This is a genomic window from Kribbella sp. DT2, assembly GCF_049844575.1.
In the GTDB taxonomy this organism is placed as follows: domain Bacteria; phylum Actinomycetota; class Actinomycetes; order Propionibacteriales; family Kribbellaceae; genus Kribbella.
This window is the reverse complement of sequence record NZ_JBNCLH010000009.1, coordinates 374,864-398,980: the sequence shown is the minus strand read 5'-3', so window position 1 is coordinate 398,980 and position 24,117 is coordinate 374,864. Positions and strand designations below refer to the sequence as shown.

Below are 24,117 nucleotides of genomic sequence, written 5' to 3'. Positions count from 1 at the left end.
CCATTCGGAATCTGCCTGACCCGGCAACTACTCGTTTTGGTCTGGTCCTGTACGCCGGCATCGGCACGAAACCCCGTTGCCGTGCCACCCGTCCATCACCCAGGATCGGCCGCATGGAGACGTACCTGGAGACCGAGCGACTGGTGCTGCGACGGTTCACGACCGGGGACGTGGAGCTGCTGGTCGAGTTGGACTCCGATCTCGAGGTGATGCGGTTCCTGAGTGGGCAGGTGACGCCGCGGGACGAGATCGAGAACAAGGTGCTGCCGGGGATGCTCGACGTCTACGCGCGGCACTCGGGGCTGGGGACGTTCGCGGCGCACGAGAAGGTGACCGGTGAGTTCGTCGGGTGGTTCGGGCTGCAGCCGACCTCCACCGCGGGCACCGTCGGCGTCGGCTACCGGCTGCGGCGGGACGTCTGGGGACAGGGCTACGCGACCGAAGGGACCCGCGCGCTGATCGCGAAGGCGTTCGCCGACGGTGCGGAGCGGGTGGTCGCCGACACGATGGCGGTCAACACCAAGTCCCGGCGGGTGATGGTGAAGTCGGGGCTGCGGTTCGTCCGGGTCTTCCACGTGGCCTTCGAGGATCCGCTGCCGGGGACCGAGCACGGCGAGGTCGAGTACGCCGTCGACCGGGAGACCTGGTCGGCCGGCGCGTAGGGGACACTGGGGTTCGTGCCTGACGACAAGCCGCCGTACGCCGTGCTGGACATCGACGCGACGCTGTCCGACACCAGCAAGCGTGTGCACTTCCTGGACCGCAAGCCGAAGGACTGGGACTCGTTCTTCGCCGGCGCGAAGGACGACGCGGTGCTCGACGAGGGGCTGGCGGTCGCGACGCAGCTGGCCGAGGGGCACGAGGTCGTCTACCTGACCGGCCGGCCCGAGCGGCTGCGGCGGGACACGGTGAAGTGGCTGAAGGACAACGGCTTTCCCGAGGGGCAGCTGTTCATGCGCCGCAACAACGACCGCCGCCCGTCGGCGACGATGAAGCTCTACCGGCTCGACCAGCTCAAGGCCGAGCGCCCGGTGGCGATCCTGGTCGACGACGACGTCAAGGTCTGCGCCGCTGCCGAGAAGGCCGGCTACACCGTGCTGAGGGCCGACTGGGGACTCGATGCCGAGACCCAGCCGACCCTCTTCGAGGCGCAGGAAAAAGAAGGCCGGACCTAGGAGCTACTTGCTCAGTGCTTACTTGCTCAGGCCGACGATCAGCGTGTTCGGGTACGGCGGGTAGGCGCCCAGGTAGAAGTTCTGCACCTTCGAGCCGTGCAGGAACGCGTTGGTCGCGTACAGCAGCGGAACCAGTGGCGCGTCGCCGAGGATCTGCTGGTCCAGCGCGGCCCACTGGGTCGCGGCCTTGGCGCGGTCCGGCTCACCGGTCGCGGCGGCGATCGCCGTGTCGACGGCCGGGTTGGAGTAGCGGGACAGGTTGTACCCGCCGTTGCCGATCTCCGACGTGGAGAACAGCGGCTGGATGTTGCCGATCGCGCTCGGGAAGTCCGGCAGCCAGCTGCTGACGGTCAGGTCGTAGTCGCCCTTGGCGTTGGTCTGGACCTCGGTCAGCGCCTCGGCCTCGTACGGCTTGATGGTGACCGTGATCCCGGCCCGCTTCAGGCCCTGCTGGATCGCCTGGGCGACGCCGAGCTTCTGGTTGTCGGCGGCCAGCACCAGGTTCAGGTTCGTGGCCCCGGCCGCGGCCAGCATCGACTTGGCCTTCTCCGGGTCGCCCTGCGGCGGCGCCTGGTACAGGTCGAACTTGGTGTAGCCGTCGATGCCCGGCGTGATCAGCGTGGTCGCGATCTCACCACCGAACTCCGGACCGCCCTCGGCGACCTGGACGGCCTGCTTGTCGACGGCGAACTGGATCGCCTTGCGGACCTCCGGGTTGGCCAGCGCCGGGCGCTTGTTGTTCATCGCCAGGTACTGCAGCGCGCCGGACGGGGAGGTCGCCACCCGGGCCTTGACCGCGGGGTTGCCGGTCACGGTCGGGATCAAAGCGGCCGGCACCGACGTACCGGTGGTGGCGGCGAACTTGTCGTCACCGGCGTCGGCGATCAGCCGCTGGTTGATCACGTCGGGCTGCAGCCCCATGTCGGTGACGATCGAGTCCGGCAGGCCGGTCCGCGCCGGGTCGCCGGCCTGGTCCCAGTTCGGGTTGCGCTCCAGCTCCAGCTTGGAGCCCGGCGCGTACGACTTGATCTGGTAGGGGCCGCTGGCAACAGGGTCCTCACCGTAGTGGGCCGGGTCGGTGTCGGCCTTCTTCGGCACCGGCGAGAAGGCCGGCATGCTGACGATCCACGGCCAGTCGCCGTACGCCTTGCCCAGCTTGAACACGATCGTGGTCTCGTCCGGCGTCTCGATCGACGCGAGCTCCTGGCCCTTGTACGGACCGGCGTACTTCTCGGCACCGGCCAGCAGCGGCTTGTGGTAGGTCAGACCACCGGACAGCTCCGGCGCGAACGACCGCTCGACGCCGTACTTGATGTCGGCGGCAACGATCGGCGAACCGTCGGCGTACTTCAGGCCCGGCTTCAGCTTGTACGTCCAGGTCTTGCCGCCGTCGGAGACCTGCCCGGTGTCGGTGGCCAGGTCCGGCACGATCTCGGCGCCCTTGCCCTCGGTGGTCTTCCACGCGGTCAGGCCGCGCAGCACCAGGTGGATGCCGCTGATCCCGAGGTTCTGGCTCTTGGCCGGGTCGTAGCTGACCTCCTTGGCGGTGCTCAGGTAGTGCAACGTGCCGCCCTTCTCGGCGGCCGCGTCGCTGCCGCCCGCACCGGGCGCGGACTTGTCGTTGGCGTTGCAGGCGGCCAGCGCGAGGGCCAGCGCCCCTGCGACAGCGACCGCCCGGGTGATGCTCTTCATGGTGTCCTCTCAGACGTGGGGGGTTCAGAGGTTTCGGGGAAGTAGCAGGCGACGCGGTGCTCGCCGCTGACCTCCTCCAGGGTGGGCCGGACCGTCGCGCAGACGTCCTGGGCCTTGTAGCAGCGGGTCCGGAACGGACAGCCCGACGGCGGGTCGATCGGCGTGGGGACGTCGCCGGTCAGCGCGATCCGCTCCCGCACGGCGCCGGGCTCAGGCACCGGTACGGCGGACAGCAGCGCGCGCGTGTACGGATGGGCTGGGTTCGCGTAGACGTCGGCGGCCGGCCCCTCCTCGACGATCGTGCCGAGGTACATCACCGCGAGCCGATCAGCCACCTGCCGTACGACGGCCAGGTCGTGCGCGACCAGCACGTACGACAGGCCGAGCTCGTCGCGCAGGTCCGCGAGCAGGTTGAGCACCTGGGCCTGGACCGACACGTCGAGCGCGGAGACCGGTTCGTCGCAGACCAGCAGGTCGGGCTTCACGGCGAGCGCGCGGGCGATGCCGATCCGCTGACGCTGCCCGCCGGAGAACTCGTGCGGATACCGCTCGAGGTGCTCCTCGGACAGGCCGACCTGCTGCAGCAGCTCGATCAGCTGCGCGCGGGTCGGCTTGATCCCTTGCGCGCGGAACGGTGTGGTCAGGATCGTGCCGACGGACTGCCGCGGGTTGAGCGACGCCTGCGGATCCTGGAACACCATCTGGATCTTGCGCCGTACCGGCCGAAGCCGACGGCCGCGCAGCTTGGTGACGTCCTGGCCGCCGATGCTGACCCGGCCCTCGGTCGGGTCGAGCAGCCGCATCGCGAGCCGCGCCAGCGTCGACTTGCCCGACCCCGACTCCCCGACCAGCCCGACGGTCTCACCCTTGCGCACGACGAAGTCGATCCCATCCACCGCGCGGACCGCCCCAGCCTTCCGGAAGGGCATACCGCGCGTACCGAAGTACTTCTTCACACCATCCAGTCGCAGCAGTTCTTCACTCACAGCTGCACCTCCGGCCGGCGCCCGAGATGGCAGGCCGCCTCGTGATCGCCCTCGCCCGGACGCGGCGTCAGCTCAGGACGCTCGGTCACGCACCGCTCCCCCACCTGCGCGGCGTACGCGCACCGCGGCTGGAACGGGCACCCGGTCTTGATCGACCCCGGCGACGGCGGACTGCCCGGGATCGTCGTCAGCCGGTGCTTCGGCGGTACGTCGACCCGCGGCATCGCGCCGAGCAGCCCGAGGCTGTACGGATGCGCCGCCCGGAAGAACAGGTCCCGGACGGTCCCCCGCTCGGCCGCGCGCCCGGCGTACATCACGAGAAGGTCGTCGGCGACCTCCGCGACCACGCCGAGATCGTGCGAGATCAGCACCAGCGCGGTGTCGAACTCGCGCTGCACTTCCTCCAGCAGCCGCAGGATCTGCGCCTGGACGGTGACGTCGAGCGCGGTCGTCGGCTCGTCCGCGATCAGCACCTTCGGGTCGTTCACCAAAGCCATAGCGATCACGACCCGCTGCCGCATTCCCCCGGAGAACTCGTGCGGGTAGGCGCGGGCGCGCTGCTCGGCCGACGGGATGCCGACCAGGTCGAGCATCCGGACCGCCCGCTTCCACGCCTCCTTCTTCGAGGCGTCGTGGTGCAGGCGGTACGCCTCGGCGATCTGCCAGCCGACGCTGTAGTACGGGTTGAGCGCGGACAGCGCGTCCTGGAAGACCAGCGCGATGTCGTTGCCGCGGATCTTGCGCAGCTCGTCCTTCGGCAGCCCGATCAGCTCGCGGCCCCCGAGCAGCACCTCGCCCTTGACCTCGGCGTTCGACGGCAGCAGGCCCATCACCGCGGCCGAGCTGACGCTCTTGCCGGAGCCGGACTCGCCGACGATCGCGAGCGTCTGGCCGGGCGCGACGGCGAAGTCGATCCCGGCGACGGCCGGCACCGGGCCGCCCTCGGTGGTGAACGTCACGTGCAGGTCGTGGACTTCCAGTACAGGCTTCAGCTCAGGCATGGCCAACCCTCGGGTCGAGAACTCCGTGCAGCACGTCCACCACGAGGTTGGCGAGGATCACCAGGAACGCCGAGAACAGCGTCACCCCGACCACCACCGCGACGTCGAGCTGCCCGACGCCACTGATCAGCAGCTCACCGAGCCCCTGCATGCTGAACACCTTCTCGGTCAGGATCGCGCCGCCGAGCAGGCTGCCGAGATCGAGCCCGAAGATCGTCACGATCGGCACCAGCACACCGCGCAGCCCGTGCAGTACGACGACCCGCCCCTCGCCCGCGCCCTTCGCCCGGGCGGTGGTGATGTGGTCGAGGTTGAGCTCCTCGAGCATCTGCGCCCTGGTCAGCCGGATGTACGACGCCGCGTTCAGCGCCGCGAGCACCAGCCACGGCGTGATCAGGTGCCAGGCCCAGTCGACCGGGCTCTCGGTGAAGGGCACGTAGCCGTTCACCGGCACCATGTTCAGCCAGAAACCGAAGACCAGGATCGCCAGCAGCCCGACCAGGAATGACGGCGAGGCCACACCCAGCAGGGCGAACCCGACGGCCGCGCGGTCGAGCAGCTTGCCGCGCTTGAGCGCCGCGCCGACACCGAGCGAGACACCGATGACCAGCCAGAGCACCGCGGCGCCGAGCGCGATCGACGCGGTGACGGGCAGCCGGCTGAGGATCAGCGTCGTGACCGGGCGGGCCAGCGGGAACGAGTACCCGAAGCAGGGCGCGTTGCACTGCACGGCCGCGGCGCCCTCACCGAAGCTGCGGCCGGCGACGATGCCCTTGAGGAAGTTCAGGTACTGCTGGAGCACGCTCTGGTCCAGCTGCATGAAGTGCCGCGCCTGCTCCAGGCGGTCCGGCGTACAGGGTTTGCCGCAGCCGAGGCGCGCCGGGTCGGCGGGCAGCGCGTAGAAGATCAGGTAGACAGCCAGGCTCAGCGCGAGCATGACCAGCACGGTCGCCAGCAGGCGGCGAATCACGAACCACAGCAGGTCGGGCACGTCAGTTCGCCCTCCGCAGCCGCACGTCGAAGGCGTCCCGGACGCCGTCGCCGAGTAGCGTGAAACCCAGTACGGCGAGGAAGAGCATCGCGCCCGGGAAGACCAGGAACCACGGGTCGGTGCCGGTGTAGACCCAGGCGATCGAGTCCGAGATCGACCGGCCCAGGCTCGGTGTCGGCGGCGGGACACCGACGCCGAGGAAGGACAGCGCGGCCTCGGTGCCGATGATGCCCGGCACCGCCATCGTCGCGATCACCAGCACCGGGCCGAGCAGGTTCGGCAGCAGCTCGCGGGTGACCACGTGCCAGCCGCTCGATCCGGCCGAGCGGGCCGCCTCGACGAACTCGCGGGTGACCAGCGAGCGCGCCTGGTTGCGGATCAGGCGGGCCAGACCGGCCCAGCCGAACACGCTGAGCACCAGGATCAGCAGCACCGACCGCGGGAATCCGGCCGGGACGATGATGCCCAGGGCAATCATGAAGACGAGCTGCGGGAAGCCGAAGAGGAAGTCGAGCAGCCGCGACACGACCGCGTCGTACCAGCCGCCGAAGTACGCGGCGCTGATACCGACCAGGGTGCCGACCGTGGTGGTGATCACGGTGCAGACGATCGCGATGAACAACGACGTCCGCAGCCCGAGCACGGTGATCGCGAACAGGTCACGCCCGGTCAGCGGCTCGACACCGAACCAGTGGTCGCCGCTCAGCCCGCCGACCGCACCCTGGGGAGCGTTGCCCCGCAAGGGATCGAGCAGGCCGATGTTGTACGTGTAGGCGTCCTGGCCCTCCAGCTTGGCCAGCAAGGGCGCCGCGAGCGCGACGACGATCAGCACGACGACCAGCACGGCGCCGAGCCGGGCACTGCGGTCCCGGCGGACACGGCGCAGGGCCTGCCGGGTCGGTGAGACGGCCGTGGCGACCGAGGAACCCACGAGTACTCCTGACAACGATGGACTTGAACCCAGCCGAAGGACGGTAAGCCAGAGTCTGCCACTGTCGGCGCGCCGTCTTGAATGGTGAGAATGTCGGTTCACGTACTCGGGTTTCGGCGGGTGGGAAGATCGGCGGGCCGGACGGGGTTGTGCCCAGGTGTTGCCCCTTTCAGCGCTAGGAGTCTTGATGAAGGCCGTCATGCACACAGAGCTCGGGAACGCGGACGTTCTGCGAGTGACCGAGCTCGCCGTCCCCGAACCGGGCGCCGGCGAGGTGCGGGTCCGGGTGGCCGTGTCCGGCGTGAACCCGACCGACTGGAAGGGCCGCAGCGGCACGTACGGCGCCGGCGAGATCCCGTTGTCGGTCCCGAACCAGGACGGCGCGGGCGTGATCGACGCGGTCGGTCCGGGGGCGGATGGCGGCTCGGCCGTTGGCGACGGTGCGACCGGCGCTCCGCTCGCGGTCGGCGACCGCGTGTGGATCACGCTGGCGGCGTACCAGCGTCCGGCCAGTGGGACGGCTCAGGAGTACACGACGGTTCCGGCGTCACGGGTCTTCCCGCTCGCCGACGAGGCGACCTTCGAGCTCGGCGCGAGCATCGGGATCCCCGCGATCACCGCTCATCGGGCGCTCACCGTCGCGGAGGACGGGCCGTCGCGGCTGGCACCCGGTGCGCTCGACGGGCGGACCGTCCTGATCGCCGGTGGTGCCGGAGCCGTGGGCCACGCCGCGATTCAGCTCGCGCGGTGGGCCGGGGCGACCGTGATCACCACGGTCAGCGGGCCGGCCAAGGCCGCCGCCGCGCAGTCGGCCGGTGCGCAGCACGTCGTCAACTACCGCGACGAGGACGCCGCCGAGCAGATCCGCGCGATCGCGCCGGACGGTGTCGAGCTGATCGTCGAGGTCGCCGCCGGCGCGAACAACGCGCTCGACCTGGCCGTGCTCGCGCCACGCGGCACGATCGCGATCTACGCCAACGACGGGGACACGCCGTTCGCGCTGGAGGTGCGGGAGAACATGGGGCTCAACGCGCGGTACCAGTTCGTGCTGCTGTACTCCGTCGGGTGGAACAAGCTGGCCGCCGGCGCCGAGGACGTCAACGCCGCGATCGCCGACGGTGCGCTCCCGGTCGGCGAGGCCGCGGGGCTGCCGCTGGTGGAGTTCCCGCTGGAGCAGACCGACGACGCGCACCGCGCCGTCGAGTCCGGTGCCGTAGGCAAGGTCCTGGTGAAGGTCGCGGAGCTTTAGTCCTGGTCGATGAGGTCCCAGCGGCGCCTCGGCCAGAACTTGACCGCGGCGAGTGCGAGGACGGCACCGACGAGGGCTCCTGGTAGCGCCCAGCGCCAGCCGGTGAACGCGTTGCCGTCACTCGTGGTCGCGGCGGCGGCTGCCGTCGTCACGTCATCGGTGACCGCGACCTTGGGAGTCGCGCGGCCGCTGGTCTCGTAGCCCTTCTGGGCCAGCAGTCCCAGCTCGCCGAGCACCCTGTTCAGCGCCTGCCCGTCGGCGGCCGGGTGCCAGATCGGCTTGTCCGGCATTGTGCCCGTGGAGCTCTCGAACGACGCCACCCACGGCCCGCCCTCGGCGTCGGGGTAGATCAGATCGAGCCGCCAGACCGACATGTCGTGGATCATCCAGGTCGCCCGGACCACCCGCCCGTTGCCCTCCGCCTCCCAGCCCGGGTGGTTCTTCGCCTGCATCCCCACCGAGCTCATCAACGCGTCGTACTTGGCGTCGGTATACCCGGTGGCCACCACCTTGGGGATCCCCGGCGCACTCAGCAGCACACTCGTCGGCCCGCCCGCCTGTGCCGGGACCGCCACCCAGGCCGACAGGACGATCAGCAACAACACACCACCCAACCGCACCAATGTCTTCATACCTGTCCTACACCGCCCGCGGCTCTCGGGTTCCACCGGTAAACCGCTTGCCGACCTCGCCGGGCCGCGCGAGGGTGAACCCATGCGTGACTTCGATCCAGCAGCCGCTTTCGGTCCCGCCGTCGCCGCCCGGGACGCCGAGTCCTCGCGCGGCGACGAGCAGGTGGCCGTCGACCTGCTCGCCTCACTGGCCGGCGGCGACTCGGCGCTCGAGTTCGCCATCGGCACCGGCCGGATCGCGCTCCCGCTGGCCGCCCGCGGCGTCCGCGTCGACGGCATCGAGCTGTCCAGCGACATGGTCGACCAGCTCCGCACCAGACCCGGCGGCGCCGACCTCGACGTCCTGGTCGGCGACATGACCACGACGACCACCAACCGCAAGTACCCGCTGGTCTACCTGGTCTTCAACACGATCTTCAACCTGCTCACCCAGGACGCCCAGGTCCGCTGCTTCGAGAACGCCGCCCGGCACCTCGACGACGACGGCGTCTTCCTGGTCGAGGCCGCAGTGCCGAGCGCCTGGCTGCCGGCCAACCAGTACGTCAACGCCGAAGAGGTCGAACCGTCGTACGTCGTGCTCGACGTCTGCCGCTACGACCCGGCGACCCAGATCCTCGACGAGAACCACGTCCGCCTCGACGCGGCCGGCGTCCACCTCGGCCCGATCTCCTGCCGGCTCGCCTGGCCGTCGGAGCTCGACCTGATGGCCCGCCTGGCCGGGCTCCGGCTGGTCGACCGCTGGGGCGGCTGGGAGAAGGAGCGCTACACCGGCGAGGGCCTGCACGTCTCCGTCTACGGGCGTCGTACCGACTGAGCGATCTCCGTGGCACGGTCCTTGCCCACGGCACCTTCGAGGCGGAACGTCAGCCCGCCGTACACCCACACGAGCGTCGGTCCGGCGACCCGCTCGAACACCTCGGCGCCGTTCTCGTCCTCCAGCACGAGGTCGTGCGGCGTGCTGAACCAGTAGCCGTTCACCGACGGGACGGGCACGAGCGAGTCGTAGTACTTCTTCACGTAGTACGGCGACAACCGGTCCTTGAACTGCTCCAGCCGCACGACGCCCTCCGCCGTGTTCCAGCTCATCGCGACCTTGCCGTCCGAGGCCTCGACGCCGTTCGGCGTACCGAGCCGCTTGGGCACGAGCGGTGTGAGTCCAGCGAGCCGACCCGCCTCCTGCAGCGACAGCTGCCCGCTGGCAACAGGCGGACCAGGCGCACTGGTCGGCCCGCTCGGCACCGGCCGGGCCTCCACTCCCCCGATATCCAACCATTCCGCCACGGCAGCCCGGACCGGCGGAGCCACAGCAGCACCCGCGATCACAACAGCCAGCAACGCCAGCAGCGCGCGCCACTTGCTCCGGATCACTTCACCCGCAGTACGTCGTACTGCGACTCGTTCCAGCACAGCCGTCGCCAGGTCGGGAGCGACAGGAGGTGTGTAGCTGCGGCCAAGCGCTCGCAGTTCGTCAGTCAGCTGCTCGTCCGTCATCGCTGCACCTCCTTGTCCGGCAGTTGGCTCCGTAGCTTCCGCAGTGCTCGGTGCAGCCGCGACTTGACCGTGCCCCTCGGCCAGCGGAGCACTGTGGCGGTCTCCTGCTCGTCCAGCTCCAGCAGGTAGCGACAGGTGACCACCAGCCGGTACTGCTCGGGCAGAGCCCTCAGCGCGTCCAGCAACTCGCGTCTGCGCTCAGCCGACAGCGCGGCGGTCGCCGGGTCGTCGAGCATCTCGTCGGGGAGCGCCACCAGCTCCTCACGCCGTACGCGGCGCTGTCTGGAGCGGACCAGGTTGCGTGTCTCGTTGGCCACGATCCGCAGCAGCCAGGGGCGGAACGCAGAGTCGGTCCGGAAGCTGCCGAGCGCCCGGTAGGCCTTCACGAACGACTCCTGCACCACGTCGTCCGCGTCCGCACCGGCCCCGAGCAGCACCGCCATCCGCTGCGCCACCGGGGCATGACGGTTCACCAGCTCCGCGTAGGCGGCGGAATCACCGCCCCGGACCCGGTGCACGATCGCGGCCTCGTCGCTGATGCCGCCTCCTCTCCCTCTGCCTGAACTACACCACGGCCGTCCGCGCGGTTCCCACTCCCCGAAATCGTCCTGGATCCCGGCCAGAATGCTGACCATGACCGCACAGTTCGGACCCCACCGCTGGTCGGCCGGCCACGACCGCACGCCCGAGACCGACCGCTTCCGCGGCGCGCGCTTCCACGTCGCCGACCTGCGGGACACCCGCTTCGTCGACTGCGACCTGACCGGCGCGCGCATCGTCGACGCCACGCTGGTCGACGTCACCGTCTCCGGGTACGTGGAGAACCTGGTCGTCAACGGCGTCGACGTCACGGCGTACGTCGAGTCCGAGCTCGACCGTCGCCACCCCGAACGCGTCCAGCTCCGCTCGGTCGGCAGCCTGGACGACTTCCGTGCCCTGTGGACCACGATCGAGACCCTCTGGGCCGCGACCACCCACCGTGCCGCACAACTCCCCGAGGCGTTGCTCTCCCAACGCGTCGACGAGGAGTGGTCGTTCACCGAGACCCTCCGCCACCTCGTCTTCATCACCGATTCGTGGGCGAGCCGCACGATCCTCGACCAGGAGAACCCCTTCCACCCGCTGGCGCTCCCCCAGTCGGCCTACTCGCCCACCGATGCCGCCGCCCTGGGCATGACGCTCGCCGCCACCCCGCCGTACGGCGAAGTCCTGGCGGCCCGCCACTCCCGCCAGGCTGTGGTCCGCGAGATCCTCGCCACCGCCGACCTGAACCGCTCGTGCGTCCGCACGCCCGCTCCCGGCTACCCCGAAGGCGATCGCCCGGTCGCCGAGTGCCTCTACGTCCTCATGCAAGAGGAAATCGACCACCACATCTACGCCACCCGCGACCTGACGACCCTCGAATCGCCGTGCGACTGATGCCCAGTGCGATGACTGCCGCGATACATCGCGGCAGTCATGAAACACCGAGGCAGTCGTACGGTTCGGCTCCGCTCAGGATCCGAGCATCACCACGAGCCGCCGCCTCCGCCGCCCGAGCCTCCGCCAACGCCGCTGCTGGAGCTTTCGCTGGAGCTGCTGGAAGAGCTCGAGCTTCCCGAGCCGCCAGTGACCGACCTGGCGCTGTCGACTGCGACAGGCAGGTAGAGACCGAGCTGCCAGCGGACGTGGTCGTACTCGGGCTGGGCTTGCCGGGCAGAACCGCCCGTCTTGGTGGCGCGCTCGGCGGCGAGCACCCAGGAGGTGGTTTCGCCGAGTCCGGCGGCCCAGGCGGTGAGCAGGTCCTCGTCGCGACCGTCCCAGCCGTCAAGACCGAGGAGATGGAGGCGATACGCCTCGACCTGACACCACAGCTCGGAGCCGCGCGCCGTACGGGCCCTCAGTTCCCAGGACCGGACGGCCGCCGCGAGGCCACCGCCGGCGAGGGCCGCGCCGACTGCGGTCGGCGTACGCCAGGCCGTGCCCGTGTCCAGCACACCGCCGGCGGTGAAGATCAACACGACCACACCGGCGACCGCGGCCAGCACGCCGACGATCAGCGCCACCTGGCGTGAGCGCTCGGCACCTAGCACCCACAGCCCCAGGTCGTCGGACCGCCGCCAGTCCTTCAGCCCGCTCTCCAGCTCCCGCCAGGCCTCGGCGAACGTCCGGTTGTACTTGCGCAGGGCCACGTCTGGATTCCTGGCGAACAAGGTGCTGATCACGTGCTTGGTCAGCTCATCAGCGTTGCCGGGCGCCTCCTCGGCTTTGCGCAGAACCGGTCGGGTCGCCCCCGTGATCCGCAGGTGTCCGTCCAGCGCGGCGCCGAGCAGCCACGCCACCAGATGGTTCTTGCGGACCTGCCCGGTCAGCAGGATCCCGGCCTGGGCCGGCCCGAGCTCGGTCGGTGGAACGCCCGACGGCCGGACGGTCCGGGCCAGCCGACCGAGGTCCATCCGGCGGATGCTGCCGTCAGCGCCCCGGACGAGAGGCCGCCCCGTCAGCTGCAGCAGTCCCGCGATCACCACAGCTGCCCCGAGGGCGATGCCCGTGATCCACAACCAGCCCGCCACGAGGTGTCCTTCGGCCTCGGCAGGCGCCGGACCGGTCGGCGCCGTGGGCAGCGTCGCGCCGCCGCCTCCCGTGTCGGTGAACGTCGCGTACACGGTCATGCCCTGCCCCTTGCCCAGGCCGCCGTGGCTGACATCGAGCTGTCCCGGCCGAGCCTGCTCCGTCCGCGCGCAGGGGTCCGTGGAACCGTACGACCCCGCCGTGCACAGAACCGCCTTCAGCGCGTAGGGCGTCGCGACATGAATCTCCACCTTCCGGATCGGCACCTCCCACTCGGTTCCGACCGCGTCCCAGGCCAGGCGCTCCAGGTTGCCCAGGGTCCGCAGGGTGTACTCGATCCGGTACCGGTGTGCCCCCGTCACTGTCGACGCCGGATCACCGATCACCATCTCGGTGCGCAAGGTGCCGCTGACCCGGAACGGCACCGGCGCGCCGTCCATCGTGATCGAGACGTCCGTCAGATCACCCGGCGCGTCCAGCGGCACGGTCCGGAAGATCCCGTGCTTGTCCGCACCGCCGAAGTCGTAGTCGACGACCTCGGTGATCCGCGCACTCCCGTCCGCGCGGACCTCCGCCCCGACCCACATCCGCGCGACCTGCTCCCCTGTCTGCCCGAGCAAGCCGACCAGCAGCCCGACGAGCCCGATCAACAGCCCTCCGGCCGCCAACCAGAGCGCGTCCTTCCGCCTCTGCCTCACCACTGAACCGGCCATCGCCGCACGCCTCCAGGCACCGAACATTCGTTGACCTACGCAACCATCCTTCCGGATCCGGGGTCCACCGGTCCCCACGGAGAGTCTCGGCACCGAGAACCGCTGAGAACAAGGGAACACCTGTTCTATTCTGGTCCTCATGGGGACGAACCGCCGCTATCCACGCGAACAGCCACCAGGCCGCCACCGCCGTCACTGCTGGGTCCTGGCCACAGCCCACGAGCGAGGCCCCTGGCCCGGCCTCATCCTCGAGTGGCGCCGCACCAACTCCGGCGACTGGGCCGCCCGCGTCGTCTACGTCCCCAACCCCCACGAGCACCGCTCCGTCGAAGCCTGGTTCGCCTCCGGCCTTCTCCGCCCGATCGACTCCTGGCCCTCCCGCACCACCGTCGACGAAGCCCAACACATCGACGTCCACGGCGCGTGAAACCCGGTGTGCGTGAGTGCGCTGCTCTGCGACGATGCCCAGGTGCCGAAGACCTTCACGAAGCGCCGCGAGGCTGCCGCGCCCGGCTCCATCCCCGACCGCCTGCAGACGTTCACCCGCGAGGTCCGCTTCTACCGCGAGATCGGTCCGGCCGTCGGTGTCCGCGTCCCGGCCTGCTTTCACGCCGAGGAGGTCGACGGTGCGACCCACCTCGAGCTCGAAGACCTTTCCGACTGGCAGCTGGGCGCGGATCCCGCCGACGCCGCACGCCTGCTGGCCGCGCTGCACCAGCGCTGGGAAGGCAAGGCCCTCACCGAGTGGCCGTGGCTGGCCCAGGCCGAGGCGTCCGACCTTGTGGATCAGCTCTTCAGGGACGCCTGGGCCACCACCCGCACCCGTGCGGACCTGACCGCGCAGGTCCGCACCCTCGGCGACGACCTCGTCGGTCAGGTCCCCGCGCTCGAGCAACGCGCCACGGCCGCCGGGCCGCCCACCCTCGTGCACGGCGACGCCTCCGCCCGCAACATGCGGACCTCGCCCACCGGCGAGATCGCTCTGCTCGACTGGGAGGACCTCCGTATCGGCTCAGGCCTCGACGACCTCGCCTGGTTCCTCGTCTCCTCGGTCGAGCCACCGCGGTGGGCCGAGACGATCACCGCGTACGGCGGCACCGCCGACCTCCGCGACACGCTTCCCGCGATGGCGGTCCAGGGCTTGTTCTCGTTCTCCGACGAGCCTGAGTCCAGTCCCGCCGCGCAGCGGTGGATCGCCCGCCTCACCGAGACGGCCCGCCGGATCGCGGACTGACCGGCGGCGTTGTCCACAAGACGGCGTTGTCCACAAGGCAATCAATCCGCGCGAAAACCGTCCGTACGACGTACTAAGGTCGTCCCCGTGCCTGACCTCGACGAGTCCTTCCTCGCCCTTCCGCGCCACGAGCTGGCCGGCGCCGCCCTGCAACGTGCCAAGGATCTCGGCGCGAGTTTCGCGGAGTTCCGGCTGGAGCGCATCCGGTCGGAGTCGATCTCCCTGCGCGACGGCGCGCTGGAGAACGCCCGCGACGACGAGGACCTCGGCCTGGCCGTGCGGGTCGTCCACGACGGCACCTGGGGATTCGCCGCGGCCGTCGCGCTGACGACGGACAGCGCGGTCCAGGTCGCCGAGCAGGCGGTCAACCTGGCGCAGGTCTCCCGCCCGATCAACACCGAGCCGATCGAGCTGGCCGACGAGCCGGTGTACGACGACGTCACCTGGGTCTCGTCGTACGCCGTGGACCCGTTCGCCGTGCCGCGCGCGGAGAAGGTCGCGCTGCTCGCCGACTACAGCCGCCGCCTGCTGGAGGCCGACGGCGTCACGCACGTCAACGCGCACGTCGCGTCCGTGCACGAGTGCAAGTTCTACGCGAACTCCGAAGGCACGTCGTACACGCAGCAACGCGTCCGCATCGGCCCCTCGATCCAGGCCGTCTCGGTCGACCCCGAATCGGGCCGCTTCGACACGATGACCACCTGCGCGCCCCCGGCCGGCCGCGGCTGGGAGTACATGACCGGCACCGGCTGGGACTGGGCCACCGAGCTCGCCCAGATCCCCGGCTGGCTCGCCGACAAGATGGTCGCCCCGAGCGTCGAACCGGGCCGGTACGACGTGGTCGTCGACCCGACGAACCTCTGGCTGACCATCCACGAGTCGATCGGCCACGCCACCGAGCTCGACCGCGCCCTGGGGTACGAGGCCAACTACGCCGGCACGAGCTTCGCGACGCTCGATCAGCTCGGCACGCTGAAGTACGGCTCGCCGATCATGCACGTCACCGGCGACCGCACCGCCGAGCACGGCCTGTCCACCGTCGGGTACGACGACGAGGGCGTCGCCGGCCAGCAGTGGGACCTGGTCAAGGACGGCATCCTGGTCGGGTACCAGGTGGACCGCCGGATGGCGAAGGTCAACGAGGACGTGCTCGGCACCGAACGCTCCAACGGCTGCGCGTACGCCGACTCGTCCGGCCACATCCCGATCCAGCGGATGGCCAACGTCTCCCTGCAACCGGCGCCCGACGGCCCCTCGACCGAGGAGCTGATCAGCCAGGTGGAGAACGGGATCTACATCGTCGGCGACAAGTCCTGGTCGATCGACATGCAGCGCTACAACTTCCAGTTCACCGGGCAGCGGTTCTTCAAGATCACCGACGGCAAGCTCGACGGCCAGCTGCGCGACGTCGCGTACCAGGCGACCACCACCGAGTTCTGGGGCTCGATGGCGGCGGTCGGCGGCCCGCAGACCTACCTGCTCGGCGGCGCGCTGAACTGCGGCAAGGCGCAGCCGTCCCAGTCCGGCGCGGTCACCCACGGCTGCCCGTCCGCCCTGTTCCGCGACGTCAACATTCTCAACACCACGCAGGAGGCCGGCCGGTGACGACCGCCATTCAGCTCACCCCGCAGGACACCGTCGAGCAGGCTCTGGAGCTCGCGGCCGCGCAGGGAGCCGAGGGCTGCGTCGTCCTCGTCGCCGAGACCTCCAGCGCGAACCTGCGCTGGGCCAACAACACGCTCACCACGAACGGCGCGATGCGCGGCACCAGCGTCACGGTGATCGCGACCGTCGGCGCCGGCGAGGGCACGGCGGTCGGGATCGTCAGCCGCTCGTCGGTCACCACGGAGACGCTGCGCGAGGTCGTCGCGGCCGCGGTCTCCACCGCCGGCGACGCCGAGCCGGCCGAGGACGCACGTCCCCTGGTCGACGGGACCGTGGGACCGGGGTGGGACGAGGAGGCCGACGAGACCTCCCTCAGCGTGTACGAGAAGTTCGCGCCGGCGCTCGGCGAGGTGCTCGGCCGGGCCGGCAGCGAAGGCCGCTGGCTCTACGGCTTCGCCGACCACGAGGTCGTCACGCTGTACGCCGGATCGTCGGCGGGCATGCGCCTGCGGCACTCACTCCCCCGCGGTTTCGTCAGCGCGACCGGCAAGTCCGGCGACCTCTCGCAGTCCGCCTGGGCGGGCGCCGCGACCCGGGACTTCAGCGACATCGACCCGCACACGCTCGACGCCGAGCTGACCCGCCGGCTCGGCTGGGCCTCGCGGACGGTGTCGGTGGACGCGGGCCGGCAGCCCACGATCCTGCCGCCGGCCGCCGTGGCCGACCTGACGACGTACCTGTTCTGGACGCTCGACGGCCGCGACGCCGCCGACGGCAACAGCCCGTTCTCCAAGCCCGGCGGCGGTTCCCGCGTCGGCGAGGTGCTCTCCCAGCAGCCGGTCAACCTGCGTTCCGACCCGCACCTGCCGGGCCTGGAGACCTTCCCGTTCGCGGTCGCGCGGTCGTCCGGCGGCTCCTCCAGCGTCTTCGACAACGGCCTCACGCTCACCGCGACCGACTGGATCCGCGGCGGCAAGCTCGAGCACCTGATGCAGAGCCGCTTCACCGCCGACCTCACCAGCGCCCCCGCGGTCACCCCCACCATCGACAACTACGTCCTGTCGGTCGACGGCGCCACCGGCTCGGTGGACGACCTGGTCGCCGGCATGGACCACGGCCTGCTCCTGACCTGCCTGTGGTACATCCGAGTCGTCGACCCCCAGACGCTTCTGGTGACCGGCCTGACCCGCGACGGCGTCTACCAGGTCGAGAACGGCGAGGTCACCGCGGCGGTCAACAACTTCCGCTTCAACGAAAGCCCCATCGACCTCCTCAACCGCTTCACCACCGCCGGCGCGACGGTCCCGTCCTTCTCCCGCGAGTGGGGCGACGAGTTCTCCCGCACCGCCACGCCACCGTTGCTGATCCCCGACTTCAACATGTCCACCCAAAGCCAGGCGAACTGACCCGTCCCCTCCCGGGGGCTCCCAGGACGGGGGTCTCCCGCACGGCGGGGGACCCCACCAACCGCCCCGTCGCACAGACCCATCGCCCCCGGCTGTTCCCTCTTTCGACGACTGCCCCCGTACACCGCACCAGCCGTCAAACAAGGAAACAGCCGCCGCACAGCGCATCAGTCGCCAAATAAGAAACCGGTCGTCGAACAAGAGAGCAGCCGCACCAGAGGACGCCTCCCGCATCATCTGCCCGTCGCGTCGGCAACCCGTCGAGAACACCACCCGCCGGCAGCCCCGGGACCGGCAACGTCATCCGGCAAAACCGCGGCGCCCAGCAGACAGCAGCGGCGACCACCTCGAAGCGGTGGCGACCAGCTCGAAGCGGGTTGGATTCGGCCCCTGTACGACGGCTCCCCACCCAACACCTGCCATCAAGCAGGCCCTCGTCCCCACCGTCGAGCCTGTCGACTGCTGGGATCAGCCCGGTACGGCGGGTCAGGCGGGCTTGGCCTGGGTGACTCGCCAGAGTTTGCGGGCGCTCTCGTCGTACGGGTCGACACCGCCGAGTTCCCACTGGTCAGCGAGGTCGGCGATGAGGGAGTGGTCGAAGAAGCGTCCGGCGAAGCCGTCCTTGGCGTACAGGCCGTCGCCGACCTCGGGACACTTGCCGAAGTGCGGGTCCTCGGTCGACCACACCGAGTACACGAACAACCCGCCCGGCCGCAGGACCCGCCGGACCTCGTTCATCAGCGACCGCAGCTCGGTTCGCGAGAACGCCATGTTCAGCAGCAGGTTCGCGTACACCGCGTTCACCGTCGCGTCAGCAGGCGGTAACGGATCGCGTACGTCGTGCAACGCCGCCGTGACCCGGTCGTCCAGCCCGTCGCGCTGAGCGTCGAGCCGCAGCTGGTGCAGCGCGGACTCGCTGAAGTCGGTCGCGTGCACGCTGAAACCCTGCCGCGCCAGGTACAACGCGTCCCGCCCGTGCCCGGCGCCCAGCTCCAGCACGTCGTCGATGCCCGCGGCACCGAACAGCCGCACCGTCCACCGCGCCAGCGCCGACGGCTCCGGCCCGTGCAGCCGCGGACTCTCGTCGTACGCGCGCTGCCACCTGTCCTGCTGAGCCCTCGCGAGCTCCTGCTCAGTCTTCAATCCTGCTCCCCGTGGTCGCCGTGCCGGTCGGAGAAACCGGCAGACCCGCAGCAGCCTACGCGACAACTCACACCCCGTCTTCCCGCCACCTCTCCTTTGCCGATCGCAACGACCCCGGCTCCAATTCGTTGCCATTAGCAAGTAATCCCGGGCGGACACCGTCCAGGCCAAGCAGAACGCCGGCACCAGCGCGACGCAGACCAGCAGAGCAGGCCCGGACATACCGACCCCGGCGGTTACAGGCCGTCATCAGACCTGTGGCCGGTTGGTATCCAACTGAGCCCTCACCGCGCGGCCGCCTCACCGAAAGGCCCAGCTCTCCCCCGGCAGCGGACACTCCGGCGCGCGGTGCGAGCCCGCACCCCCGGCTCCCATACTGGAGGTGAACCACGATGAAGCCGGGGGGCGAATGGCCAACCGCGATGATCCGGACTCATCCGAAGCCGTCGTACTGACGCATGCGCTGAGAGCGCTCCGGATGCGCGCCGGCGTGGTTCTGGCCAGGCTCGAGGACACCAAGAACGAGGACGTCGCCTCCCTGCTCAACCTGCCCGTCGTCCGCGCGCACGCGGAACGCCAGGAGATCGGCCGGCCGGACGCCGCGCTGCAGATCATCGCCCAGGCCGTCCGGGACACCGCGAACGCGACGCACCGGATCGTGGCGGACGCCGTACTCGGCCTTGGAGTGCTCGCCGACGTCTACGCGCAGCTCGGCCTCGACGACAAGGTGATCCAGTCGCTGCGGGCCAGCAACGTCGGCCGCCGGCGCGCGACCCTGCTCGCGAACTGGCGCCGCCTGCACGAAGCGATGGGCGAGACCGCGACCGAACCGCCGAGCGACCGCACCCTCCGCGGCAGCACCGAGCCCGAGGTCCTGCGCCAGCTGGCCCGCCGGCTGATCCAGCCCGGACCGGTGTCACCGACCGCCGGCCCGCTGTCGAGCGCGAACGATCCCGATCCGCCACCAAACGCCCCCGCAGGCCGCGTCATCGTGGTCGGCGGCGCGGTGATGGACGCGATCTTCCGGACCCGGATGATCCCGCAGCACGAAACGTCCGTGCCCGCGCACGACTTCACCCTCAGCCCCGGCGGCAAAGGCGTCACCCAGGCGATCGCCGCGGCCCGCCTCGGCCTGAAGGTCTCGCTGGTCGCGGCCGTCGCCGACGACCAGTTCGGCCACGAGATCGTCCAGCACCTGCGCGCCGAGAAGGTCGACACCTCACTGCTGAAGATCGTCCGCGGTGCCCGTACGCCGATGGCCGGCGTCTTCGAGCTGTCCCTCGGCGACAGCATCGCGGCGGTCTGGCGCAACGAGAAGGAGATCAGCCTCACCGTCCGCGACGTCGACCTGCTGGGTCGCCAGATCGCCGACTGCGACGCGCTCCTGCTCACCTTCGAGGTCCCCCGCGAAACCGTCCAGCGCACCCTGAGCCTGGCCCACTCGAACGAGACCACCCGCCCGATCGTCATCGTCACCCCCGGCCAGCCACACTCCGACGGCCGCATCTCCCGCCCGGCCCTCGGTCAGATCGACTACCTCGTCGCCCACGCCTGGGAGCTCGAGCGCTACCGCCCCACCGACCAGGACCGCTTCGACGCCGACCGCCTCGGCGAGCACCTGCTCGAAGGCGGCGTCGACACCCTCTGCCTGCTCGGCAACGGCGGCGGCCTGATCTACTCCCGCACCGCCCCCACCGTCGACCGCCTCCCGACGGTCTCCCGTTCCCCCTTCAAAGAGGTCTCCATCACCCGCGACGCCTTCTGCGCCGCCCTGGCCGCCAAACTCATCGACGACGGCCCAACCCTCACCCCCACCATCGCCCGCTGGGTCACCGCCGCGACGGCCTGCGCCGCCGAGGACTTCCCGCTGTCCACCACGATGCCCGACCGCGACCGCATCAACCGCAAACTCCGCGAGGCCCAGACCTTCTGACCTGCCGCAGCCCGCAGCTGCCATGTGTTTCATTGAAGCGCAACCCGAGAACGAGCGGCCCGAGATGACGAAGAACAGCGCCTTGGCATTCATCCTGATGATGGCCGTGGCCGGAGTCCTGTACAGGTTCTGGCGGCCCATCCTCGGCGTTCTGCTGATGGTCCTGGTGATCGTCTTCGGGTTCGGCGTCTACTCCGTCGCCGTCGCGATGACCACCTGACCCCAGCAGGCCACGATCACGGCGGACCGCGGCATCCACCAACGATGCTGGATGCCCGGTTCCCCTTCCCAGCAAGGTCAGGAGCGCCGGCGCACCCGCCGGCGCTCGCCTGGTTCGACCGCCTCGGTCGGGCCTCGCAGGCGGCAGCAGTAGATCATCGAGTCCGCCAGTTCGGCCCGGCTCTGCTCGGCCAGCACGCCGTACCGTGCCCGCGCCTCGGCGAGGCTCTGCGTCTGGTACCGAAGCCGCAGTTGCCGTGGACTGATCGCGACTCCGTCGACGTACAGGTAAGGCCGTGGCCGGACCGACATCCAGTACTGCCAGTTCGCCGCGCGGTAACTCGACCCGGTGAATCCGAGATTCTGATCGACAACTGTGGTCAGCAACTCGGCCGCGGGTTCCGACTTCTGCATTTCCTTCCGCACGCCGGCCAGCAGGGTGGAAATGGCGTTCGCCGGCGCGACGTCGAACGCGTAGACCCGGGACACGTCCCACATCCGCTCCACCGGTACGCCGAACTGCCGGCTCAGCTGCTTGCCCACCAGCGCCCAGTCCAGCGGCGACACGCTGCACACCGTCACCGGTCGCCGGTGCGGCGGATCCACCAAGGCAAAGTTTCGCGAGCCGGGCCGAGCACTCCGCAGGTAGTGCAGGTTGCCGAAGATCGCCTCGGCGTCCGCGGTCTCGCACTCGACGAACCGTAGATCTTTCAACGGATGCCGGTAGGTCGGCACCAGGTCGAGAACCTTCGCTTGATCGGCCTGCAACTGCACGGCACTGTTCCGGAGCTCGGCATCGAGGTCGCGCCGCAGAATCCTTCCGCTGTGCGCGGCGACGCGCGGCAACTGCAAGAGCGTCCGTACGGCGAGCGCGCGCGGTTCCACGCCGTGCCGCCGCGCACAGCTGCTCACCAACTCCGAGAACAGCCCGTCACCGGCACGGCAGTCCTCGAGCGTGAGTTTGCGGCGCGAAGCCGGTCGGGCGGAAACCTCCGGCCCAGTGGCAAGGGCGCTCATGCGGCCGCCTCCTGTCGTGCACGGTGCCCCCGAAGGCACGCTGGAACTGATGGTACGACATGGCATCAGCGCCGTTTGAAAGCCTCGTTTCGGGATGTAGGACAGCTCGCGGCTGAACGGTTTCCCGGACGGCGGGATACACCCCTTCAGCGAAACTCTTCGAGCCTCACGTCGAGGACCCGCAGCTGGCTCCGACCAGATCCTGCGCCAGCTCGTCGAGCGTCAGCCTCGCTGGCAAACGCGTGCCTCCAAGTTGCGAGTAAGCGAGCTCTGTCGTGGAAGCGGCGGGTTCCGCATACTGGCCATCTGCCGACGCCACACCCGGAGTCAAGATGGCCAACGATCCCGCCTCTGAGGCAGCCGCGATCATCGCGCAGCTGGCGACGCTCGGCGGACGTGGAGGATTGGCACCGTCGTCGAGCAACCATGCCGTGAAGGTCATGCGTCTCGACAAGGCGCTCTTCTCCCAGCCAGACAGCCATGCGCCACCGGAGGGCCGCCCGTCGAAGACGCTGGAGGTCTTCCGCGAGACAGCGGGTGAGCTCTCGACCGACCTGACGCCGTACGGCACTGCCAGTACAGCGTCGATCGTGGCAGATACAGTGTTCGCCCTCGGACTGTTTGCCGAAACCTACCGGGGAAACGGCATCGACGGTGACCTGGTGCGGCAGCTCTACGACGGAGATCTCGGCGACCGTCGTGGATTCCTGGTTCGGCACTGGCGAACCTGGCACCTCGCGGTCGACGGCGTCTCTCCACCCAAGGTTCCTACCGTGGGCACGCTGAGGAAGTCTCTCGAGAAGGCGATTCTTGCTGATCTCGCCGACCGACTGGCCGCAGCCGTGCGGCAGGAGGCCGAGGGCTCTGCCGTCCGCAACTCCGGTTCACGAAGACCACGCATCGCGGTCGTGGGCGGCGCCACCACCGACCTCACCTTGTCGGTCGAGAGCATCCCAGCCGAGGAAACCTCGTCCCAAGCAACGCGCACCCGCTACTCCCCCGGTGGCAAGGGGCTCTTGCAAGCCGTCGCGGCCGCCCGGCTCGACGCCTCCAGCACCCTGATCGCGGCCGTTGCCGACGATTTGCACGGGCGGCGGATCATAGACGCCCTCGAGAAGGAGAAGGTCGACACCGCCGGTGTGAAGTTGGTGCCCGGAGCAGACGCTGCGATCACCTGCGTGATCGAGGACCAGGAAGGAGCGAGTCTTGCGGTCAGTTCACGAGGCGAAGCGACCCTGGAGCCCGCAGACATCCTCCGAGTTGCCGACCTGCTGGGCCGGCAAGACGCCCTTCTGGTGACCTTCGAGATGCCAGCTACGACGCTGAAGTGCCTTCTCGGTCTCGCCGAGCTCCAGCAAGTACGCCGGCCGGTGGTCGTGCTCACCCCAGGGCAGCCGTACCCGTCGACCGTGGGCCTTGATCGGCGCATCCTCAGGAACGTCGACTGCATCGTTGCCCGGCCCTGGGAGCTGGCGCGCCTCTTCAAGCAGCGGGATCTCGGCGACGACCAATTGGTCGACTACTTCCTGCAAGCCGGCGTCAAAGTCGTGTGCCTGATGGATCGGCAGGGATGCACGGTGCACTGCGCGGACGACCGCAGCATCTTCCAAGCCGTCATCTCACCCCAGATCCCGAGGAACTCCGCGGTGGCCAGGGACGCCTTCTGTGCCGCGCTGGCAGTCTGCCTGGGCTCGGATCGCGACGTCGGTTGGCGGGAAGCTGTGGAATGGGCGACTGCGGCGATGGCCCGCACGGCGCAGCAGTATGCCGATCTGGTGGAACCCGCGCCGGACCCGGCCGACAACCAGAGCGTTGGCACGCACAACCAGGGTCAGAACCTGTCGATCGATTCATTACCAAATCGTGATCTCGTCAACTCCCGGTTGCCCGCGGTCGATATCAGGGGCGCAGAGCGGCCACTGTCAACCGCGGTCGCCGGCTGAGCCTCACGCGCTGGACATTGGCGTCCTGATCCAGCCCCCGCGCGCCCGTCGGCGGGCCGATGGGCGCGCGGCTCCGTTGTTTGGCGCCAAAACCGGCGGAGATCGCCAGATCGAGGCCCCCTTGACAGCAATCTTCCGGATTGTTCACTGGTGCCAAGACACCAGATCCGATCCGGAACGAGGGAATGCCATGGAAACCTCTCATG

At 69.8% G+C, this 24,117-nt stretch carries 23 protein-coding genes; 12 read left to right on the top strand and 11 right to left on the bottom strand.

The window, feature by feature from the left end; translation table 11 throughout:
• Positions 1–113 precede the first annotated feature (113 nt).
• Together ACLQ2O_RS34065 and ACLQ2O_RS34060 are read left to right on the top strand one after the other, a co-directional pair.
• Positions 114–662: a GNAT family N-acetyltransferase gene (locus ACLQ2O_RS34065; protein WP_425840129.1), complete on the top strand. Its 549-nt coding sequence runs from the start codon at positions 114–116 to the stop codon at positions 660–662.
• Positions 663–677: 15 nt separating this feature from the next.
• The gene (locus tag ACLQ2O_RS34060; protein ID WP_425840126.1) at positions 678–1,175 is read left to right on the top strand and encodes an HAD family acid phosphatase; all 498 of its coding nucleotides are present in this window, start codon (positions 678–680) and stop codon (positions 1,173–1,175) included.
• An 18-nt stretch (positions 1,176–1,193) separates the two neighbouring features.
• Here ACLQ2O_RS34060 and ACLQ2O_RS34055 read toward each other — a convergent pair whose 3' ends face one another.
• Genes ACLQ2O_RS34055 through ACLQ2O_RS34035 form a run of 5 tightly spaced genes read right to left on the bottom strand, consistent with a single transcriptional unit; the run spans position 1,194 to position 6,776 of the window.
• On the bottom strand, positions 1,194–2,867 hold the full coding sequence (locus tag ACLQ2O_RS34055) for an ABC transporter substrate-binding protein (protein ID WP_425840123.1): 1,674 nt from the start codon (positions 2,865–2,867) through the stop codon (positions 1,194–1,196).
• Entirely contained in the window at positions 2,864–3,853 is a 990-nt protein-coding gene (locus ACLQ2O_RS34050) for an ABC transporter ATP-binding protein (RefSeq protein ID WP_425840120.1), read from the bottom strand. Before ACLQ2O_RS34050 ends, ACLQ2O_RS34055 begins: the two co-directional genes overlap by 4 nt.
• Complete coding sequence (locus tag ACLQ2O_RS34045) at positions 3,850–4,854, bottom strand: ABC transporter ATP-binding protein (RefSeq protein WP_425840118.1); 1,005 nt, start codon at positions 4,852–4,854, stop codon at positions 3,850–3,852. The genes ACLQ2O_RS34050 and ACLQ2O_RS34045 overlap by 4 nt, the downstream gene beginning before the upstream one ends.
• Positions 4,847–5,845 (bottom strand): ABC transporter permease, encoded by a 999-nt coding sequence (locus ACLQ2O_RS34040; RefSeq protein WP_425840115.1) that lies wholly within the window; start codon positions 5,843–5,845, stop codon positions 4,847–4,849. Before ACLQ2O_RS34040 ends, ACLQ2O_RS34045 begins: the two co-directional genes overlap by 8 nt.
• 1 nt (position 5,846) lies before the next feature.
• A complete protein-coding gene (locus ACLQ2O_RS34035) occupies positions 5,847–6,776 on the bottom strand; it encodes an ABC transporter permease (protein WP_425840112.1) in 930 nt (309 codons plus the stop codon).
• Between the two features lie 187 nt (positions 6,777–6,963).
• On the opposite strand from ACLQ2O_RS34035, the gene ACLQ2O_RS34030 reads away from it, so the two are divergent.
• The gene (locus ACLQ2O_RS34030; protein WP_425840109.1) at positions 6,964–8,025 is read left to right on the top strand and encodes an NADPH:quinone reductase; all 1,062 of its coding nucleotides are present in this window, start codon (positions 6,964–6,966) and stop codon (positions 8,023–8,025) included.
• On the opposite strand, the gene ACLQ2O_RS34025 is transcribed toward ACLQ2O_RS34030, so the two are convergent.
• On the bottom strand, positions 8,022–8,657 hold the full coding sequence (locus ACLQ2O_RS34025) for a hypothetical protein (RefSeq protein ID WP_425840106.1): 636 nt from the start codon (positions 8,655–8,657) through the stop codon (positions 8,022–8,024). The two genes, ACLQ2O_RS34030 and ACLQ2O_RS34025, sit on opposite strands and share 4 nt — an antisense overlap.
• An 82-nt stretch (positions 8,658–8,739) precedes the next feature.
• Between ACLQ2O_RS34025 and ACLQ2O_RS34020 the strand changes: the two genes are divergently transcribed.
• On the top strand, positions 8,740–9,471 hold the full coding sequence (locus ACLQ2O_RS34020; protein WP_425840103.1) for a class I SAM-dependent DNA methyltransferase: 732 nt from the start codon (positions 8,740–8,742) through the stop codon (positions 9,469–9,471).
• On the opposite strand, the gene ACLQ2O_RS34015 is transcribed toward ACLQ2O_RS34020, so the two are convergent.
• Together ACLQ2O_RS34015 and ACLQ2O_RS34010 are read right to left on the bottom strand one after the other, a co-directional pair.
• Complete coding sequence (locus ACLQ2O_RS34015; RefSeq protein WP_425840100.1) at positions 9,450–10,148, bottom strand: hypothetical protein; 699 nt, start codon at positions 10,146–10,148, stop codon at positions 9,450–9,452. The genes ACLQ2O_RS34020 and ACLQ2O_RS34015 overlap by 22 nt on opposite strands.
• Positions 10,145–10,783, bottom strand: coding sequence for an RNA polymerase sigma factor (locus tag ACLQ2O_RS34010; RefSeq protein ID WP_425840097.1), 639 nt, complete (start codon positions 10,781–10,783; stop codon positions 10,145–10,147). Before ACLQ2O_RS34010 ends, ACLQ2O_RS34015 begins: the two co-directional genes overlap by 4 nt.
• Between ACLQ2O_RS34010 and ACLQ2O_RS34005 the strand changes: the two genes are divergently transcribed.
• The gene (locus ACLQ2O_RS34005; RefSeq protein WP_425840094.1) at positions 10,782–11,567 is read left to right on the top strand and encodes a DinB family protein; all 786 of its coding nucleotides are present in this window, start codon (positions 10,782–10,784) and stop codon (positions 11,565–11,567) included. The genes ACLQ2O_RS34010 and ACLQ2O_RS34005 overlap by 2 nt on opposite strands.
• Positions 11,568–11,656: 89 nt before the next feature.
• Here the strand turns inward: ACLQ2O_RS34005 and ACLQ2O_RS34000 are convergent, their stop codons facing one another.
• Positions 11,657–13,396: a DUF2207 domain-containing protein gene (locus ACLQ2O_RS34000; protein ID WP_425840091.1), complete on the bottom strand. Its 1,740-nt coding sequence runs from the start codon at positions 13,394–13,396 to the stop codon at positions 11,657–11,659.
• Between the two features lie 154 nt (positions 13,397–13,550).
• Between ACLQ2O_RS34000 and ACLQ2O_RS33995 the strand changes: the two genes are divergently transcribed.
• The 4 genes from ACLQ2O_RS33995 to ACLQ2O_RS33980 all read left to right on the top strand — a co-directional run bounded on the left by ACLQ2O_RS33995 (position 13,551) and on the right by ACLQ2O_RS33980 (position 17,656).
• The gene (locus ACLQ2O_RS33995) at positions 13,551–13,838 is read left to right on the top strand and encodes a hypothetical protein (RefSeq protein WP_425840088.1); all 288 of its coding nucleotides are present in this window, start codon (positions 13,551–13,553) and stop codon (positions 13,836–13,838) included.
• A gap of 42 nt (positions 13,839–13,880) precedes the next feature.
• On the top strand, positions 13,881–14,645 hold the full coding sequence (locus ACLQ2O_RS33990) for a phosphotransferase family protein (protein ID WP_425840086.1): 765 nt from the start codon (positions 13,881–13,883) through the stop codon (positions 14,643–14,645).
• 87 nt (positions 14,646–14,732) lie between these two features.
• Complete coding sequence (locus ACLQ2O_RS33985) at positions 14,733–16,250, top strand: TldD/PmbA family protein (protein WP_425840083.1); 1,518 nt, start codon at positions 14,733–14,735, stop codon at positions 16,248–16,250.
• Positions 16,247–17,656 (top strand): metallopeptidase TldD-related protein, encoded by a 1,410-nt coding sequence (locus tag ACLQ2O_RS33980; protein WP_425840080.1) that lies wholly within the window; start codon positions 16,247–16,249, stop codon positions 17,654–17,656. The genes ACLQ2O_RS33985 and ACLQ2O_RS33980 overlap by 4 nt, the downstream gene beginning before the upstream one ends.
• Positions 17,657–18,142: 486 nt before the next feature.
• On the opposite strand, the gene ACLQ2O_RS33975 is transcribed toward ACLQ2O_RS33980, so the two are convergent.
• Positions 18,143–18,799, bottom strand: a complete 657-nt coding sequence (locus ACLQ2O_RS33975) for a class I SAM-dependent methyltransferase (RefSeq protein ID WP_425840077.1) — start codon at positions 18,797–18,799, stop codon at positions 18,143–18,145.
• A 409-nt stretch (positions 18,800–19,208) separates the two neighbouring features.
• On the opposite strand from ACLQ2O_RS33975, the gene ACLQ2O_RS33970 reads away from it, so the two are divergent.
• Entirely contained in the window at positions 19,209–20,732 is a 1,524-nt protein-coding gene (locus tag ACLQ2O_RS33970) for a PfkB family carbohydrate kinase (RefSeq protein WP_425840075.1), read from the top strand.
• 64 nt (positions 20,733–20,796) lie between these two features.
• Positions 20,797–20,952: a hypothetical protein gene (locus tag ACLQ2O_RS33965; RefSeq protein ID WP_425840073.1), complete on the top strand. Its 156-nt coding sequence runs from the start codon at positions 20,797–20,799 to the stop codon at positions 20,950–20,952.
• A gap of 77 nt (positions 20,953–21,029) precedes the next feature.
• Here ACLQ2O_RS33965 and ACLQ2O_RS33960 read toward each other — a convergent pair whose 3' ends face one another.
• Entirely contained in the window at positions 21,030–21,968 is a 939-nt protein-coding gene (locus tag ACLQ2O_RS33960; RefSeq protein WP_425840071.1) for a hypothetical protein, read from the bottom strand.
• A 332-nt stretch (positions 21,969–22,300) separates the two neighbouring features.
• On the opposite strand from ACLQ2O_RS33960, the gene ACLQ2O_RS33955 reads away from it, so the two are divergent.
• On the top strand, positions 22,301–23,911 hold the full coding sequence (locus tag ACLQ2O_RS33955) for a PfkB family carbohydrate kinase (RefSeq protein WP_425840068.1): 1,611 nt from the start codon (positions 22,301–22,303) through the stop codon (positions 23,909–23,911).
• Positions 23,912–24,117 lie beyond the last annotated feature (206 nt).